12 protein-coding genes are annotated in these 16,328 nt (G+C 65.1%); 3 read left to right on the top strand and 9 right to left on the bottom strand.

Annotation, left to right across the window (positions count from 1 at the left end):
- Positions 1-230: 230 nt before the first annotated feature.
- Both argA and argE read right to left on the bottom strand, forming a co-directional pair.
- The gene (gene argA, locus B3361_RS06355) at positions 231-1,529 is read right to left on the bottom strand and encodes an amino-acid N-acetyltransferase (RefSeq protein WP_054905211.1); all 1,299 of its coding nucleotides are present in this window, start codon (positions 1,527-1,529) and stop codon (positions 231-233) included.
- A gap of 124 nt (positions 1,530-1,653) precedes the next feature.
- Positions 1,654-2,796, bottom strand: a complete 1,143-nt coding sequence (gene argE, locus B3361_RS06350; RefSeq protein ID WP_029888016.1) for an acetylornithine deacetylase — start codon at positions 2,794-2,796, stop codon at positions 1,654-1,656.
- 230 nt (positions 2,797-3,026) lie between these two features.
- On the opposite strand from argE, the gene B3361_RS06345 reads away from it, so the two are divergent.
- Positions 3,027-4,394 carry an inorganic triphosphatase gene (locus B3361_RS06345; RefSeq protein ID WP_054905210.1) on the top strand — a complete coding sequence of 456 codons (1,368 nt, stop codon included), beginning with the start codon at positions 3,027-3,029 and terminating at the stop codon, positions 4,392-4,394.
- A 134-nt stretch (positions 4,395-4,528) separates the two neighbouring features.
- On the opposite strand, the gene B3361_RS06340 is transcribed toward B3361_RS06345, so the two are convergent.
- Positions 4,529-5,002, bottom strand: a complete 474-nt coding sequence (locus B3361_RS06340; protein ID WP_054905209.1) for an Lrp/AsnC family transcriptional regulator — start codon at positions 5,000-5,002, stop codon at positions 4,529-4,531.
- A 373-nt stretch (positions 5,003-5,375) separates the two neighbouring features.
- On the opposite strand from B3361_RS06340, the gene B3361_RS06335 reads away from it, so the two are divergent.
- Positions 5,376-7,049 carry a GspE/PulE family protein gene (locus B3361_RS06335; protein ID WP_054905208.1) on the top strand — a complete coding sequence of 558 codons (1,674 nt, stop codon included), beginning with the start codon at positions 5,376-5,378 and terminating at the stop codon, positions 7,047-7,049.
- 86 nt (positions 7,050-7,135) lie between these two features.
- The gene (locus B3361_RS06330) at positions 7,136-7,450 is read left to right on the top strand and encodes a DUF2388 domain-containing protein (RefSeq protein WP_009684128.1); all 315 of its coding nucleotides are present in this window, start codon (positions 7,136-7,138) and stop codon (positions 7,448-7,450) included.
- Positions 7,451-7,496: 46 nt separating this feature from the next.
- Here the strand turns inward: B3361_RS06330 and gcvP are convergent, their stop codons facing one another.
- From gcvP to B3361_RS06300, 6 genes are all read right to left on the bottom strand, one after another.
- Entirely contained in the window at positions 7,497-10,370 is a 2,874-nt protein-coding gene (gene gcvP / locus B3361_RS06325; protein WP_054905395.1) for an aminomethyl-transferring glycine dehydrogenase, read from the bottom strand.
- Between the two features lie 194 nt (positions 10,371-10,564).
- The gene (gcvH, locus tag B3361_RS06320; protein ID WP_054905396.1) at positions 10,565-10,948 is read right to left on the bottom strand and encodes a glycine cleavage system protein GcvH; all 384 of its coding nucleotides are present in this window, start codon (positions 10,946-10,948) and stop codon (positions 10,565-10,567) included.
- Positions 10,949-10,999: 51 nt separating this feature from the next.
- A complete protein-coding gene (gcvT, locus tag B3361_RS06315) occupies positions 11,000-12,082 on the bottom strand; it encodes a glycine cleavage system aminomethyltransferase GcvT (RefSeq protein WP_009684131.1) in 1,083 nt (360 codons plus the stop codon).
- Between the two features lie 124 nt (positions 12,083-12,206).
- On the bottom strand, positions 12,207-13,829 hold the full coding sequence (locus B3361_RS06310; RefSeq protein WP_054905397.1) for an ABC transporter permease: 1,623 nt from the start codon (positions 13,827-13,829) through the stop codon (positions 12,207-12,209).
- A gap of 162 nt (positions 13,830-13,991) precedes the next feature.
- The gene (locus B3361_RS06305; RefSeq protein WP_047150145.1) at positions 13,992-14,993 is read right to left on the bottom strand and encodes an extracellular solute-binding protein; all 1,002 of its coding nucleotides are present in this window, start codon (positions 14,991-14,993) and stop codon (positions 13,992-13,994) included.
- 117 nt (positions 14,994-15,110) lie between these two features.
- A complete protein-coding gene (locus B3361_RS06300) occupies positions 15,111-16,328 on the bottom strand; it encodes a 2-octaprenyl-3-methyl-6-methoxy-1,4-benzoquinol hydroxylase (RefSeq protein WP_166524963.1) in 1,218 nt (405 codons plus the stop codon).

Raw genomic sequence — 16,328 nt, 5'->3', positions numbered from 1 at the left:
CAAGCCAGCTCCCACAGGGATCGCCTTAGGGCTGACAGGTGTTTGCCACAAGGTATGGCAGCGCCTGTTAGAGCGAGCGCCGCGCGGGCGGCGCTCGATCTCACAGGCGCTGAAGATGCTCCGGCTACCCTTGCCAGGAACCATAGAATCTCCCACAGGTACTGCACAACCTTCAGGGCTGGCGCTTTCCCTGTGGGAGCCGGCTTGCCGGCGATAGGGCCGGTACAGGTTTACAAAGACTTCTCGAAAATCTTCGAATTACGCTGGTAGTTGTACAGCGATGCCCGCGCTGCCGGCAGCCGCTCCACGCCACTCGGCGCAAAGCCACGTTCGCGGAACCAGTGCGCCGTGCGCGTGGTAAGCACGAACAGGGTACTCAAGCCCATTTGCCGCGCACGGCTCTCGATACGCTCCAGCAATTCGTCGCCCCGCCCACCATGGCGGTACTCCGGGTTGACCGCGAGGCACGCCAGCTCGCCGGCCTCGGAATCGGCAATCGGGTACAGCGCCGCACAGGCGATGATCATGCCTTCGCGCTCGACCACACTGAATTGCTCGATCTCACGCTCCAGCACCTCGCGCGAGCGACGCACCAGGATGCCCTGCTCTTCCAGCGGGCTGATCAGGTCGAGCAAGCCACCGACGTCTTCGATGGTCGCCTCGCGCACCACCTCGAACTGCTCCTGCGATACCAGCGTGCCGCCCCCGCCGCGGGTGAACAGCTCGGTCAGCAGGGCGCCGTCTTCGGCATAACTGACGATGTGGCTACGCGCGACGCCGCCCTTGCAGGCTTCAGCCGCAGCATCCAGCAACTCGCCCTGGTAATCGCTGCCCAGGCGCTGCAGGTGCGGGGCCACCTGTTGTGGGCGCAGCTCGCGTACCAGCTTGCCGTCTGCGTCCAGCAAACCTGGCTCGGCGCCGAACAGCAGCAGCTTGTCGGCACCCAGGTCGATGGCCGCGCGGGTAGCGACGTCCTCGCAGGCCAGGTTGAAGATCTCCCCGGTGGGTGAGTAACCCAAGGGCGACAACAGCACGATGGAGCGCTCGTCGAGCAGGCGGCTGATGCCCTTGCGGTCGACCCGGCGCACTTCGCCGGTATGGTGGTAGTCCACCCCTTCGAGCACACCGATCGGCCGTGCGGTGACCAGGTTGCCGGACGCCACGCGCAGGCGAGAGCCCTGCATCGGCGAGGCCGCGATGTCCATCGACAGGCGCGCCTCGATGGCCAGGCGCAGGGCGCCGACGGCGTCGATCACGCAGTCCAGGGTGGCGGCATCGGTGATGCGCAGGCCGCGGTGGTAATGCGGCGTCAGGCCGCGCTCAGCCAGACGGCTTTCGATCTGCGGGCGCGAGCCGTGCACCAGTACCAGGCGCACGCCAAGGCTGTGCAGCAGGACCAGGTCGTGGACGATATTGCCGAAGTTGGGGTGCTCTACCCCATCGCCAGGCAGCATGACCACGAAGGTGCAGTCGCGATGGGCATTGATGTACGGGGAGGCATGACGCAGCCAGTTGACGTAATCGGGCATGACAGGGCCTGTGGATAAGTGGACGGAGAACGGCGATACACGGGGCGTTCAGGATCATCGTCGGAACAGGCTTGCGGTCACGCGCGGTCTCCTCTAGGCAGGAACGAATCAGTACGATTGACGTTTAGTGCAGGCAATAGTGCCGGATCAGGTCACGCAATAGACGCACGGTAGGCTCGATTCGTGACATTTCAAGGTATTCGCCAGGCTGGTGGGCGCAGGCGATGTCGCCGGGGCCCAACACGATGGTCTGGCAACCCAGCTGCTGAAGATAAGGTGCTTCGGTGCCGAACGCCACCGCTTCGGCGCGATGGCCGGTCAGGCGTTCGGCTACCTGCACCAGCTCGGCATCGGCCGCCTGCTCGAACGGCGGCACCTCCGGGAACAGCGGTGCGTAGTCGATACGGACCTCGTGGCGCTCGGCCAGCGGCTGCAGTTTCTCGCGGATGGCCGACCGCAACTGCTCGGCATCCATGCCCGGCAAAGGCCTAAGGTCGAACTCCAGTGCGCACTGGCCGCAGATACGGTTTGGGTTGTCGCCGCCGTGGATGCAGCCAAAGTTCATGGTCGGGGTGGGCACGCTGAACTGTGGGTTGCGGTAGGTTTGCTGCCATTGCTGGCGCAGGCCCATCAGCTCGCCCATGACCGCGTGCATGGCTTCCATGGCGCTGTGGCCCAGGCTTGGGTCCGAGGAATGGCCGCTGCGCCCCAGGATATCGATGCGCTCCATTAGGATGCCCTTGTGCATGCGGATCGGCCGCAGCCCGGTCGGTTCGCCGATCACCGCCGCTCGCCCCAACGGCTGGCCGGCCTCGGCCAGGGCGCGGGCACCAGACATGGAGCTTTCTTCGTCACAGGTGGCGAGGATCAGCAGGGGCTGCTTGAAATCGTGCTCCAGCAGCGGAATGACGGCTTCGATGATCAGGGCGAAGAACCCTTTCATGTCGCAGCTACCCAGGCCAACCCAGCGCCCGTCGGTTTCTGTCAGCTTCAGCGGGTCACTGCGCCACAGTTGTTCGTCGTAGGGCACGGTGTCGCTGTGCCCCGCCAGCACAAGGCCGCCCGGGCCGGTGCCGCGGCTGGCCAGCAGGTTGAACTTGCCGGGGCTGACCTGCTGAATGTCACACTGGAACCCCAGGTCGCCCAGCCAACCGGCCAGCAGCTCGATGACCTGGCGGTTGGACTGGTCCAGCGCTGGCTGGGTGCAACTGACCGAAGGCGCGGCGATCAAGGCGGCAAACTGGTCTTTCAGCGTCGGCAACGGCATGCGCGTACTCCTGGGAAGCGTTGCCCATCATAACAATGCCTATCGTTCCCAGGGCAAGCGTGTGGGCTTCTTCGCGGGCTTGCCCGCTCCCACAGGGATTTCAATGCCTTCAAGGGCTGCGCTTTGCCTGTGGGAGCGGGCGAGCCCGCGAAGAAACCACCGCGACCCGACAGAGCGCGGCCGACTGCTGTAAACTCCTTGCCAACCACGCCCCCTCCTTCGAGTCTGTGATGCACAAAGAAACCGAACTCAAGCTACGCGCCAGCCGCGAGACCCTTGCCGCCCTGCGCGAGCACCCTCTGCTGAAAAAGCGCAACAAGTCCGGCTGGCAGACCCGCGAACTGACCAACCAGTACTTCGACACCCCCGAGCGTGAGCTGTCCGCCGCGCGCGTGGCCCTGCGCCTGCGTCGCGATGGCGATGTGGTCATCCAGACCCTCAAGTGCCGCGGCCAGAGCGTAGCGGGCCTGTCGGAGCGCAATGAGTACGAGTGGAACCTGGACAAGCCCAAGCTGGACCTGAAAAAGCTCGATGCCACCTGCTGGCCCGAACAACTGGCCGGCCTGGACAAAAAGACCATCAAGCCACTGTTCACCACGGACTTCACCCGCGAGTTCGCCGAAATCGCCTGGGGCCGTGGCAAAAGCAAGGTGGTGATCGAGGCCGCGCTGGACCAAGGCTTCGTGGTCGCCGGCAAGCGCAAGGAAGCCATCTGCGAGCTGGAGCTTGAGCTGCGCGAAGGTGAGCCGCAGGCACTGCTGGAACTGGCCGCCGAGCTGGCCGCCAGCCTGCCGTTGATGCCGTGCGACATCAGCAAGGCCGAGCGCGGCTACCGCCTGCTGGAGCCAGACAGCTATGAGCTGGGCCTGCCAGATGCCGAGCTGGACGCAGAAATGGCCGTGGACGACGCCTACGCCGCCCTGGCCTGGCAACTGCTGGGCAGCAGCCAGCGCCTGGCCGAGCAGTACCGCCACAATGGCCACTGGCGCCTGTTGCAGGACTGGGTCGAGTGCCTGAGCGAACTGCGCGCGTTGACCGCCAGCCTGGGCCAGGCCGCACCGCGTGCCGCTACCCGTGAACTGCGCAGCAGCCTCGACGCCCTGCTGGAAGACTGGCGCCCGCTGGTGCAGGCCGGTAACGACGACGAAGACATCCGCCGCGCCGCGCCCGAGCAGTTTGCCGAAGAGCTGGAAGACGTGCGCTGGGGCCAGTTCTCGCTGGAAACCTCACGCTGGCTGCTGGCCCGCACCTGGACAGTGGAACGCAAGGGCCGTGGCGAACGCCAGGGCAAGGCGCAGCTGGCCAGCTGGATGGGCCATTTGCTGGGTGAAGAAGGCCGTGCACTGAAGCTGCCGCTGTACACCCAGCGCCCCGAAGACCTGGCTGAGCAGCTGCCGCGGATCGAACAACTGCTGGCCTGGCTGCACCACGCCCGCCAGGTGCTGGAAGCACCGCAGATGGACCGCCTGTATGGCGACCTGAAGAAGCTGCACGAGCTGGCCGAACTGCCGATCAGCGATGAAGTGCTGGAAGCACGCATCGACCAGGCTCGGGCAGTCGACCAGAGCCGTGGCTGGAAGCACCTGCTCAAGGCCTGATGCGGCCCTGTAGGAGCGGCCTTGCGTCGCGAAAGGGGTGCGAAGCGCCCCCGGGATCTGCGCTTCAAGCACATACTGCCGGGGCCGCTTTGCGGCCCTTTCGCGACGCAAGGCCGCTCCTACACGAAACCACGTCAGCGAGTCTTGAGCGGCAGGCTGGTCGTGGACTTGATCTCTGAAAGCGCCACAATCGAGTTCACTTCCTGAATCCCCGGCACGTTCGACAGCTTTTCGAAGAAGAACCGCTCATAGGCCTCGATATCCGAGGTAACGATGCGCAGCAAAAAATCCACCGCGCCCATCAGCACATAGCATTCCAGCACCTCCGGGAAGCCGCGAATGGCCTCGGTGAATTCGGTGAAGTTGGAGCGCCCGTGGGCATTGAGCTTCACCTCGGCGAATATCTGGGTGTTCAGGCCGATCTTCTTGCGGTCGAGCAAGGTCACCTGCCCACGAATCACCCCCTCGTCCTTCAAACGCTGGATACGCCGCCAGCACGGTGACTGTGACAGCCCCACACGCTCGGCAATCTGCGCGCTGGAAAGCGAAGCGTCCTCTTGCAGCAGTTCAAGAATGCGCCGATCGTAGGCGTCCAGCTCGCTATGCATTGCTGTTTCTCCATAGTGGGTGCTGACGAATTGCTCAATTCGACAGCCAAGCAAAATGGTCAAATCATAGCGAATAAAGGCTGCCTAATGCCTGTCAGTTAAGCGTTACTGGGGCTGCTTTGCAGCCCTTCGCGGGCACGCCCGCTCCCACACATTAGGCGCTGAACTCAAGAAATGCGCGATCCCCTGTGGGGCGTGCCCGCGAAGGGTCGCAAAGCGGCCCCAAATTACTTAACTGACTGGCATTGGCCTATAGCCTCGCGGAATGCCTCTACACCGTACGTGTAAAACCCCGAAACCCTTCCCCCGTGATGCCCGCGCCCCGCCCGGCTAGCCTGATCGGCACATTCCCGATCAGGCACGGACGCCCAGCATGCATAGCCCCCACACAATGACCCTCGACCTTGAACGCGTGCTCGCCGCCCTGGTCGCCGACCAGCACCTGCACGCCAACGACGCCGAGCACGTGCTCGACAACGCCGCCGCCCACCCCGCTTGCCATCCGCTCGAACAGATCGCCGCCTGCAGCCTGGAACACCGCCAACAGCCTGGCCAGCAGCTGGACCTTGAGCACCTTTGCCAATGGCTGGCCCGCAAGGTCGGCCAGCCTTACCTGCGCATCGACCCCATGCAGCTCGACCTGCCCCAGGTCAGCGGCCTGATCGCACCGGCCTTCGCCCAGCGCCACGGCATCCTCATCGTCGCAGCCGACGCCCTCGGCGTTACCGTCGCCAGTGCCGAGCCCTACCAGAACGACTGGCAGGCCGACCTGGCCCGCAGCCTGGGCCGGCCGATTCGCCGGGTGCTGGCCAGCCCGTTGCAGATCCGCCAGGCAGGGCAGTCGTTCGAGCACCTCGCCCAGTCGGTAAAAGGCGCGCAATACCAGCAGGCCGCCGGCCTGGGCGAACTCGAGCAACTGCTGGAACTGGGCAAGCGCCAGGCCGAAGCCAGCGCCGACGACGCGCACATCGTGCACATCGTCGACTGGTTGCTGCAGTACGCTATCGAACAACGTGCCAGCGACATTCACCTGGAACCCCGCCGCGATCAGGGCCAGTTGCGCTACCGCATCGACGGCCTGCTGCATAACGTGTACGCCTTTCCTGCCGGCGTAACCTTGGCACTGGTCAGCCGCCTCAAGCACCTGGGGCGCATGGATGTGGCGCAAAAGCGCCGGCCGCAGGACGGCCGCCTGCACAGCCGCCTGCCCGGCGGCGGTGAGGTCGAGCTACGGCTGTCGACCCTGCCAACCGCCTACGGCGAAAAGCTGGTGCTGCGCCTGTTCGACCCGCAGCAACTGCACGAGGGCTTCGACCGCCTCGGCCTGCAAGGCCAGCAACTGGCCCAGTGGCAGCGCCTGCTGGGCAAGCGCCAGGGCATCATCCTGGTGACCGGCCCCACCGGCTCCGGCAAGACCAGCACGCTGTATACCAGCCTCAAGCTATTGGCCACGCCACAGGTCAACCTGTGCACCATCGAAGACCCCATCGAGCGCCTGGAGCCGGCGTTCAACCAGTTGCAGGTGCAGCCCGCCCTGGACCTTGGTTTTGCCGCCGGGGTACGCGCCCTGCTGCGTCAGGACCCGGACATCATCATGATCGGCGAAATACGCGACCGCGAAACGGCCCTGGTGGCGGTACAGGCCGCCCTTACCGGGCATTTGGTGCTGTCTACCCTGCACACCAACGATGCCTGCGCGGCCATCACCCGCCTGCAGGAACTGGGCGTGGCCGACTACCTGATCAAGGCGACGCTGGTCGGCGTCCTGGCCCAGCGCCTGGTGCGCACCCTGTGCCCGGACTGCCAGGCGAATACCTGCGCCCATTGCCGTACCTGCCGAGGCACCGGCTTTCATGGCCGCACCGGTTTGTTTGAACTGCTCGAGCCCAGCGACAAGCTGCGCGCGCTGATCGGCCGGGATGCCGACCTGACCATTCTGCGGCAACAGGCCCGGGCCGATGGCCTGGTGGACCTTCGCCGTTGTGGCGAGGCCAAGGTGACCACTGGGCAGACCTGCATGCATGAGGTGTTGCGCGTGTGCGGCTGACGAAAAGCCCCGGCATTCAGGAACTTGCCCCATTGGAAAAGATCCAACGGCGCATCTTCAACCCCCACCCTTCGAGGTGTTTCAACATGCGTCTCAAAACTGCCGTTGCCGCCGCTGCCCTGCTCTCGCTGCCTATGGGCTCGGCCATGGCTGATACCTTTTGGCGTAACGTGATTTCTTCCGGGGCAACGACTGGTTCGACCTACCTGACGTCGCGGGACCACAAGCTTGTCCTCGCCGCACAGGACGACGCCAGCAGCTTCGTTGCCAGCGAAGGTGCGATTCGTGGGCCGTTCCTGGAAGCCGCCATGCACCAGGCACGGGCCGAGAACCCGGGGCTGCAGGCCTCGGACATGGAGCTGGCCAATGCCATCCTGGCCAAGAATGCGGTAGCCGAGTAAAACCCCGGGGCGCGCGCTGCGCGCCCAATCGGTCACCCCTGCGCTATCAGCGATAAGCCTCCACCGGCACACAGGCACAGAACAGGTTGCGGTCCCCATACACGTTGTCGACCCGGTTAACCGCCGGCCAGTACTTGTGTTGGCGCACATGCGCAGCCGGTGCCACCGCCTGCTCCAGGCTATAGGGCCTGTCCCATATGCCCAGGACATCGGCCAAGGTATGCGGCGCATGCCTGAGCGGGCTGTTCTCTGCCGGCCACTTGCCATCCTGAACGTCCGCGATCTCCGCGCGAATTGCCAGCATCGCTTCGATAAAGCGGTCCAGCTCCGCCTTGGACTCACTTTCGGTCGGTTCCACCATCAGCGTACCCGGCACCGGGAACGACATGGTCGGTGCATGGAAGCCGTAGTCCATCAGGCGCTTCGCCACGTCCTCCTCGCTGATGCCCGTCAGCGCCTTCAACGGCCGCAGATCGAGTATGCACTCATGGGCCACGCGCTGGTTACGCCCGCGGTAGAGCACCGGGAAGGCCCCAGCCAGCTGGCTGGCCAGGTAGTTGGCAGAGAGGATCGCCACCTCGCTGGCGTCAGCCAGTTGCGGGCCCATCATGGCAATGTACATCCAGCTGATCGGCAGAATGCTGGCGCTGCCCCAGGGCGCAGCGCTGACCGCACTGTTGTTCGGATCCAGGCCGGGGACCGGTACCACCGGGTGGCTGGCGACGAAGGGTTGCAGATGAGCGCGAACACCGATCGGCCCCATGCCCGGACCACCGCCGCCGTGGGGGATGCAGAAGGTCTTGTGCAGGTTCATGTGCGACACATCGGCACCGATGTCGGCAGGGCGCGCCAACCCCACCTGGGCATTGAGGTTGGCGCCGTCCATGTACACCTGGCCGCCGTGCTGGTGCACCACGTCACAGATTTCGCGAATGCCCTCTTCGTACACACCGTGGGTTGAGGGGTAGGTGATCATCAGGCACGACAGGCGCTCACCGGCTGCACCGGCCTTGGCCTTGAGGTCTGCCAGGTCGACGTTGCCGCCCTGATCGCAATCGACTATCACCACCTCCATGCCAGCCATCTGTGCCGACGCTGGGTTGGTGCCGTGGGCCGACGACGGGATCAGGCACAAGGTACGCTGCGGTTGCTGGCAGCTGCGGTGGTAGCGGGTAATCGCCATCAGGCCAGCGTACTCACCCTGGGCCCCGGAGTTGGGCTGCATGCAGATGGCATCGAAGCCGGTAATGGTGCACAGCCAGCTTTCCAGCTCGTCGATCATCGCCTTGTACCCGACGGCCTGCCCCGCCGGGGCGAACGGGTGCAGCTGAGCGAAAGCAGGCCAGGTGATCGGGATCATCTCGCTGGTAGCATTGAGCTTCATGGTGCAGGAGCCCAGCGGAATCATCGACTGGTTCAGCGCCAGGTCCTTGTTCTCCAGCTGCTTGAGGTAGCGCAGCATCTCGGTTTCGCTGTGGTGCAGGTTGAACACCGGGTGGGCAAGGAACGGCGAATGCCGCACCAGGCTGGGCGGAATGCCTTCGGCCAGGGCCGACTGGTCAAGCGCGGCGATGTCCAGCCCGTGGTCAACCCCCACGAAAATGTCCAACAGGCGCAGCACTGTCTGCTCGTTGCAGGTTTCATCCAGGCTCACGCCCAGGTGGCCGCGGCCCAGTATGCGCAGGTTGACCTGTGCGGCTTCAGCGCTCTCGATGATGGCTGCCTGTGCGCCACCCACGTCGAGGGTAAGGGTGTCGAAGAAGTGCTGGTTGAGGCGCTTGATGCCTTTGGCCGCAAGGCCGGCCGCCAGAATGACCGTCAGCCGGTGCACGCGCTGGGCAATGCGCTGAAGGCCTTGCGGGCCGTGGTAGACCGCGTAGAAGCCGGCGATGTTGGCCAGCAGCACCTGCGCCGTGCAGATGTTGGAGTTGGCTTTTTCACGGCGGATATGCTGCTCGCGGGTTTGCAGGGCCATGCGCAGCGCGGTGTTGCCACGGGCATCACGCGACACGCCGATGATGCGCCCGGGCATGGCCCGCTTGTAATCGTCGCGGCAGGCGAAATACGCCGCATGTGGCCCGCCGTAACCCATCGGTACACCAAAGCGCTGGCTGGAACCCAACACCACATCGGCGCCCAGCTCGCCGGGCGGCGTGAGCAGTACCAGGCTGAGCAGGTCGGCAGCCACGCAGGCCAGGGCGTGCTGGCCATGCAAGTGCTCGATCAGCGGGCGCAGGTCGCGCACCTCGCCGTGGGTATCGGGGTACTGCAGCAAGGCGCCGAATACCGCATGCGTGTTCAGGTTATCCACAGAGTCGATGATCAGTTCGAAGCCGAAGCCTTCGGCGCGGGTCTTGAGCACTGACAGGGTTTGCGGGTGGCAGTGCTCATCGGCGAAGAATGCATTGCTCTTGCTGCGCGCCACGCGCTTGGCCAGGGCCATGGCCTCGGCGGCGGCAGTCGCCTCGTCCAGCAGCGAGGCATTGGCCAGGGCCAGCCCGGTCAGGTCGATGACCATCTGCTGGTAGTTCAGCAGCGCCTCCAGCCGGCCCTGGGCTATTTCAGGCTGGTAAGGCGTGTAGGCGGTGTACCAGCCGGGGTTTTCCAGCACGTTGCGCAGGATGACCGTGGGGGTGATGGTGCCGTGGTAGCCCATGCCGATCAGGCTGGTCCATACCTGGTTTTGCGCAGCATAACCCGCGAGTTTGGCCAAGGCCGCCTGCTCGTCGAGTGCCGGTGGCAGGTCGAGGGGGCGCTTCAGGCGGATGCCTGGCGGAACGGTTTGCTCGATCAGCTCGGCGCGGCTCGCCACGCCCAGTGCATTGAGCATGGCCTGCTGCTCGGCGGCATCCGGGCCCAGGTGGCGACGCAGGAACGGGTTGAGCTCTTGCAGTTGATGCAGGGACGGCGACTGGGACATGACCACGCTCTCTTCCTGGAACAGCTCTCATGGAGACTACAAGTCTAGGAAGGGATTGCCGGTTGTGCGGGGAAAGTTGGTTGCAGGCCCGGCCTCTTCGCGGCTAAAGCCGCTCCTACAAGGGGTCGCGCAAGACGCAAGGGCCATGCAATACCTGTAGGAGCGGCTTTAGCCGCGAAGCAGGCGACGCGGTCTTACTCGCCGATCGCAGCCTTGTAACCAGCAGCATCCAGCAGCTTGTCCAGCTCGGCCTTGTCGCTTGGCTTGAGCTTGAAGATCCACGCCCCGTAAGGCTCTTCGTTGAGCAGCTCCGGGCTGTCAGCCAGCGCTTCGTTCACCGCGATCACTTCGCCACCCACTGGGGCATAGATGTCCGAAGCGGCCTTGACCGACTCGACCACACCGGCAGCGTCGCCCGCGGCGAACACCTTGCCGACTTCGGCAAGTTCGACGAACACCACGTCACCCAAGGCCTCCTGGGCGTGGTCGCTGATGCCCACGGTGACGCTGCCGTCAGCTTCCAGGCGGGCCCACTCGTGGCTTTCGGCGAAACGCAGTTCGGCGGGGATATTGCTCATGTCTTGAATTCCTCGATTGGCTCAGCGGTACGCCCGCCGGTAAATAATGGTTCAGATCAGGATCTTGCCGTGGCGCACGAAGGTCGGTTTGACCACCCGCACCGGGTACCACTTGCCGCGAATTTCCACCTCGGCCCGGTCACCAGTGGCCATGGGCACGCGCGCCAAGGCAATGGACTTGCTCAGCGTAGGCGAGAAACTACCACTGGTGATCTCCCCTTCGCCAATACCGGCGACACGCACGACCTGATGGGCGCGCAGCACGCCGCGCTCTTCCAGTACCAGGCCGACCAGTTTTTCCTGCACACCGTGCTCGATTTCCGCCAACAGGGCAGCGCGGCCAATGAAGTCACGCTCGGCAGGCTCCCAGGCAATGCTCCAGCCCAGGTTGGAGGTAAGCGGGGTGTGCTGCTCGTCAATGTCCTGGCCGTACAGGTTCATGCCGGCTTCCAGGCGCAGGGTGTCGCGGGCGCCAAGGCCGCTGGGGGCGATGCCAGCACCCACCAGGTCGTTGAAGAAGCCCACGGCCTGGTCGCCAGGGAAGATGATCTCGAGGCCGTCTTCACCGGTATAACCGGTGCGGGCAATGAACCAGTCGCCTTCGGCAAAGCCCTCGAATGGGCGCAGTTCGCGGATCAGCGCGGCACGCGCGGCGCTAAGCAGGGGCGCAACCTTTTCTCGGGCACGCGGGCCCTGGATGGCAAGGATGGCCAGGTCGGGGCGGACCTTGAAGTCCACGGCAAAACCGTCACGCTGCTGCTGCAGCCAGCCCAGCACCTTGGCGCGGGTGGCGGCGTTGGTGACCAGGCGATAGCCATGTTCCGTGCGGTATACGATCAGGTCGTCGATCACTCCGCCCTGCGCCTGCAGCAGCGGGCTGTATAGCGCTTTGCCAGTGTCGACGAGGCGGGCCACATCGTTGGCCAGCAGGCGCTGCAGCCAGGCGGTGGCATCGCTACCATCGACATCGATCACAGTCATGTGGGAGACATCGAACACCCCGCAATCGCTGCGCACCTGATGGTGCTCCTCGACCTGCGAGCCATAGTGCAGGGGCATGTCCCAGCCACCGAAATCGACCGTTTTGGCGCCTAGCGCCAAGTGCAGGTCGTACAAAAGCGTGCGCTGTCCCATGGGTTTCTCCTTCCGGGCGTGGCGAAGCGGCGGCGGTCGATGACGTTGCGCGTCAGCTCTTGTTGTTTGACACCCGCCGCGCGAATGCCGCGCATTGTAGCCGCAAGCCCGCGCGCTGGCACCCTCAGTGACCGTGGCAGGGTCGACGGGCCGAACGGCGGATCAGGCCGATGACCGGCAACAGGCCCACCAGCACCAGCGTCAGGGCGGGCAACGACGCTCTCGCCCATTCGCCTTCACTGGTCATCTCGAAAACCCGCACAGCAAGCGTGTCCCAGCCGAACGGCCGCATCAGCAAGGTGGCCGGCATTTCCTTGAGTACGTCGACAAACACCAACAAGGCGGCGCTGAGGGCGCCAGGCAGCAACAGCGGCAGGTAGACCTTGAGGAACAACCTGGCACCGCCGACACCCAGGCTGCGTGAAGCCTCGGGCAAAGAAGGCCGAATGCGCTCCAGGCTGCTTTCCAGTGGCCCGTAAGCCACGGCGATAAAGCGCACCAGGTAAGCCAGCAGCAAGGCCGACAGGCTGCCCAGCAGCAACGGTTTGCCGGCCCCGCCCAACCAGCCGGACAACGGGATGACCAGCTGGTTGTCCAGGTAACTGAAGGCCAGCATGATCGACACCGCCAACACCGAACCGGGCAAGGCATAGCCCAGGTTGGCCAGGCCGACCCCGGCGCGTATGCCGGCGCTCGGCGCCTGGCGCCGGGCGAAGGCCAGCAGCAATGCTGCGCTCACGGTGAGCAGCGCGGCCATGGCGCCCAGGTACAAGGTGTGCGACACCAGGCCGACATAGCGCTCGTCCAGGTCATGCCGCCCGCGCTGCCAGAACCACACCAGCAGTTGCAGCAGCGGGATGACGAAGGCGCAGGCGAACACCAGCAGGCACCAGCCGCTGGCCAGCAACGCCTTCAGCCCGCGCAAGCGGTACAGCGCCTGCCCGCGTGGCCGCTCGTTGCCACTGCGGCTGGCGCCGCGGGCACGGCGCTCGCCGTACAGCACCAGCATCACCGCCAGCAGCAAAAGGCTGGCCAGCTGGGCTGCGCTGGACAGGCTGAAAAACCCGTACCAGGTCTTGTAGATGGCTGTGGTGAAGGTGTCGAAATTGAACACCGCCACCGCGCCGAAATCGGCCAGGGTTTCCATCAGCGCCAGGGCGACACCGGCGCCGATCGCCGGCCGCGCCATGGGCAGCGCCACCCGCCAGAAGGCCTGCAAGGGTGATAACCCAAGCACCCGCGCGGCCTCCATCAAGCCTTTGCCCTGTGCCAGGAACGCCGTGCGCGCCAGCAGGTAGACATAGGGGTAGAACACCAGCACCAGCACGATGATGACCCCGCCGGTAGAGCGCACCCGGGGCAGGCGCATGGGGCCGAATACCTCGCGCAGTGCGGTCTGCACCGGGCCCGCGAAGTCCAGCAGGCCGACGAACACGAAAGCCAGCACATAGGCGGGTATGGCGAACGGCAACATCAGCGCCCAGTCCAGCCAGCGCCGGCCGGGGAACTCACAGAGGCTGGTGAGCCAGGCCAGGCTGACGCCCAGCACGGTGACGCCGATGCCCACCCCCAGAACCAGCGTCAGGGTGTTACCCAGCAGGCGGCTCATCTGGGTGTCGAGCAGGTGCGACCAGATCTGCACGTCTATGGATTGCCACGACAGCAGCAGCACGCTGAGGGGCAGGAGCACCAGGGCAGCGATCAGCGATACCGGCAAGTACCAGCGGCGTTGGGGGGTGTGGGACAAGGTGAATGTCTCTATGGCTGGTTTGCGACCGCTTTGCGGTCGTTCGCGGGCTCGCCCGCTCCCACAGGGACTGCCCAAATCTCAAGGGCAGTGCAGATCCTGTGGGAGCGGGCGAGCCCGCGAAGAGGCCCTTTCAGGCCCCGAGAGGATAAAGCCCGGCGCTTAATTCCAGCCAGCCCGATCCATCAGGCGGATGGCTTCAGCCTGGCGTTTGCCGGCAATTTCCACCGGAATGCTGTCTGCCTTGAAGCTGCCCCACGCTGCCACTTCTTCCGATGGCCTGACCTTCGGGTTGGCCGGGAATTCCTGGTTGATGTCGGCGAACAGCTTCTGCGCTTCTTCACCCGTCATCCACTCCACCAGCTTGGTCGCCGCCTCGGGGTGCGGTGCATGTTTGGTCAGGCCAATGCCCGACAGGTTCACGTGCACGCCACGGTCGCCCTGGTTGGGCCAGAAGAGCTTCACCGGCAACTGCGGGTTCTGCTTGTGCAGGCGGCCGTAGTAGTAGGTGTTGACGATGCCCACGTCGCACTGGCCGGCCTCGATGGCCTGGATCACCGCGTTGTCGTCGGAGAACACATCGGTGGACAGGTTGTTGACCCAGCCTTTGACGATTTGCTCGGTCTTCGCCTCGCCATGGGTTTCGATCAGGGTGGCGGTCAGCGACTGGTTGTAGACCTTTTTCGCCGTGCGCAGGCACAGGCGGCCTTCCCATTGCTTGTCGGCCAGGGCCTCGTAGGTGCTCAACTCTGCCGGTTTGACCCGCTCGCTGGAGTAGACGATGGTGCGCGCGCGCAAGCTGAGGCCGGTCCAGTCATGGGACGAGGCGCGGTACTGCGGCGGAATGTTCTGGTCGATGGTGGCGGACTTGATCGGCTGCAGGATGCCCATTTGCTCGGCCTGCCACAGGTTGCCGGCATCGACGGTCAGCAGCAGGTCGGCCACGCCATTGTCGCCCTCGGCCTTAATGCGCTGCATCAGCGGCGCTTCCTTGTCGGTGATGAACTTGATCTTGACGCCGGTTTTGGCGGTATAGGCATCGAACACCGGCTTGATCAGCTCATCGATGCGCGAGGAGTACACCACCACTTCTTCCGCTGCCTGGGCGGTGCCGCCGAACAAAGTCAGGGCCAGGGCGGCCAGTAGGGGCTTGCGTGGCAACATGGAAAGCGCTCCTCGGAAGGTATGAGAGGCGCAAATGGTAGTGAATCCCATTTTCTTGCTCATCCATTGAGCCGTTACCGGATGTTGCAGAGGGGCCGCAAAGCGGCCCCGGCCATCTCAAGCCCTGGCCAATTCCGGCAAATCCCCGGACAGCCCCAACGCCTGGCGCACGAACATCGCCTTGGCTTCGGGCATCTGCTGCACCAGCTTCAGCCCACTGTTGCGCAACCAGCGCAACGGCAGCGGGTTGGCCTGGAACAACCGCTCGAACCCTTCCATCGCCGCCATCAGCGCCAGGTTATGCGGCATGCGCCGGCGCTCGTAACGGCTCAGTACCTTCACATCCGCCAGCCGTTCGCCACGCTCGCAGGCCTTGCCCAGTACGTCGGCCAGCACCGCCGCATCCAGAAACCCCAGGTTGACGCCCTGCCCGGCCAAGGGGTGGATGGTGTGGGCCGCATCACCCACCAACGCCAGGCCGTGCTCCACGTAGCGCTTGGCGTGTCGCTGACGCAGCGGTACACACACACGTGGGTCGGCCTGCAACACGCTCCCCAGGCGCCCCTCGAAGGCCCGCTCCAGGGCCTGCACGAAGGCAGCGTCATCCAGCGCCATCAACCGCTCGGCCTGCTCCGGCGTGGTCGACCAGACGATCGAGCACCAGTCTTGCTGGCCATCCCGGGTCAACGGCAGGAAGGCCAGCGGCCCCTCATCGGTGAAGCGCTGCCAGGCTGTGGCCTGGTGCCCGGCGCTGCAACGCACGCTGGTCACGATGGCGTGGTGCAGGTAATCCCATTCGCGGGTGTCGCAACCGGCCAGCCGCCGCACGGCCGAATGGGCGCCATCGGCCGCGACCACCAGCGGCGCGCGCAGGCGCCGGCCATCGGCCAGGGTCAGCAGCCAGTCATCGCCAGAGCGGCGCAGTTGTTCCAGCCGCGCGTTGGCCAGCAGGCCGACATCGCTGTCGTGCAGGCGCTCCAGCAGGCTGTCCTGCACCACGCGGTTCTCGACGATATGGCCGAGCACCTGGGCGTGCACGCTGGCTGCCGAAAAGTGGATCTGCCCGGTGCCGCTGCCGTCCCACACATGCATGTCGGAATACGGCGTGGCACGCCGCTGGGCGATGCCTTCCCAGGCCCCGAGGCGTTCGAGAATGCGCTGGCTGGCGGCCGACAATGCGCTGACCCGCGGTTCGAACGGCGCCTGGGCATCGAACGGCTTGACCGTCAGCGGGCCGCCGTCGAGCAAGAGGATTTGCAAGCCACTGTGGCGTAACGCCAGGGCCAGGGCGCTGCCGACCATACCGGCACCGACAATCAACAGATCTGCGCGCAT

It is taken from the genome of Pseudomonas sp. UBA6699 (assembly GCF_002454615.1).
Classification (GTDB): Bacteria; Pseudomonadota; Gammaproteobacteria; order Pseudomonadales; family Pseudomonadaceae; genus Aquipseudomonas; species Aquipseudomonas juntendi.
Note: the sequence above shows the minus strand (reverse complement) of the source record. Positions and strands in the feature narration are given on the sequence as shown.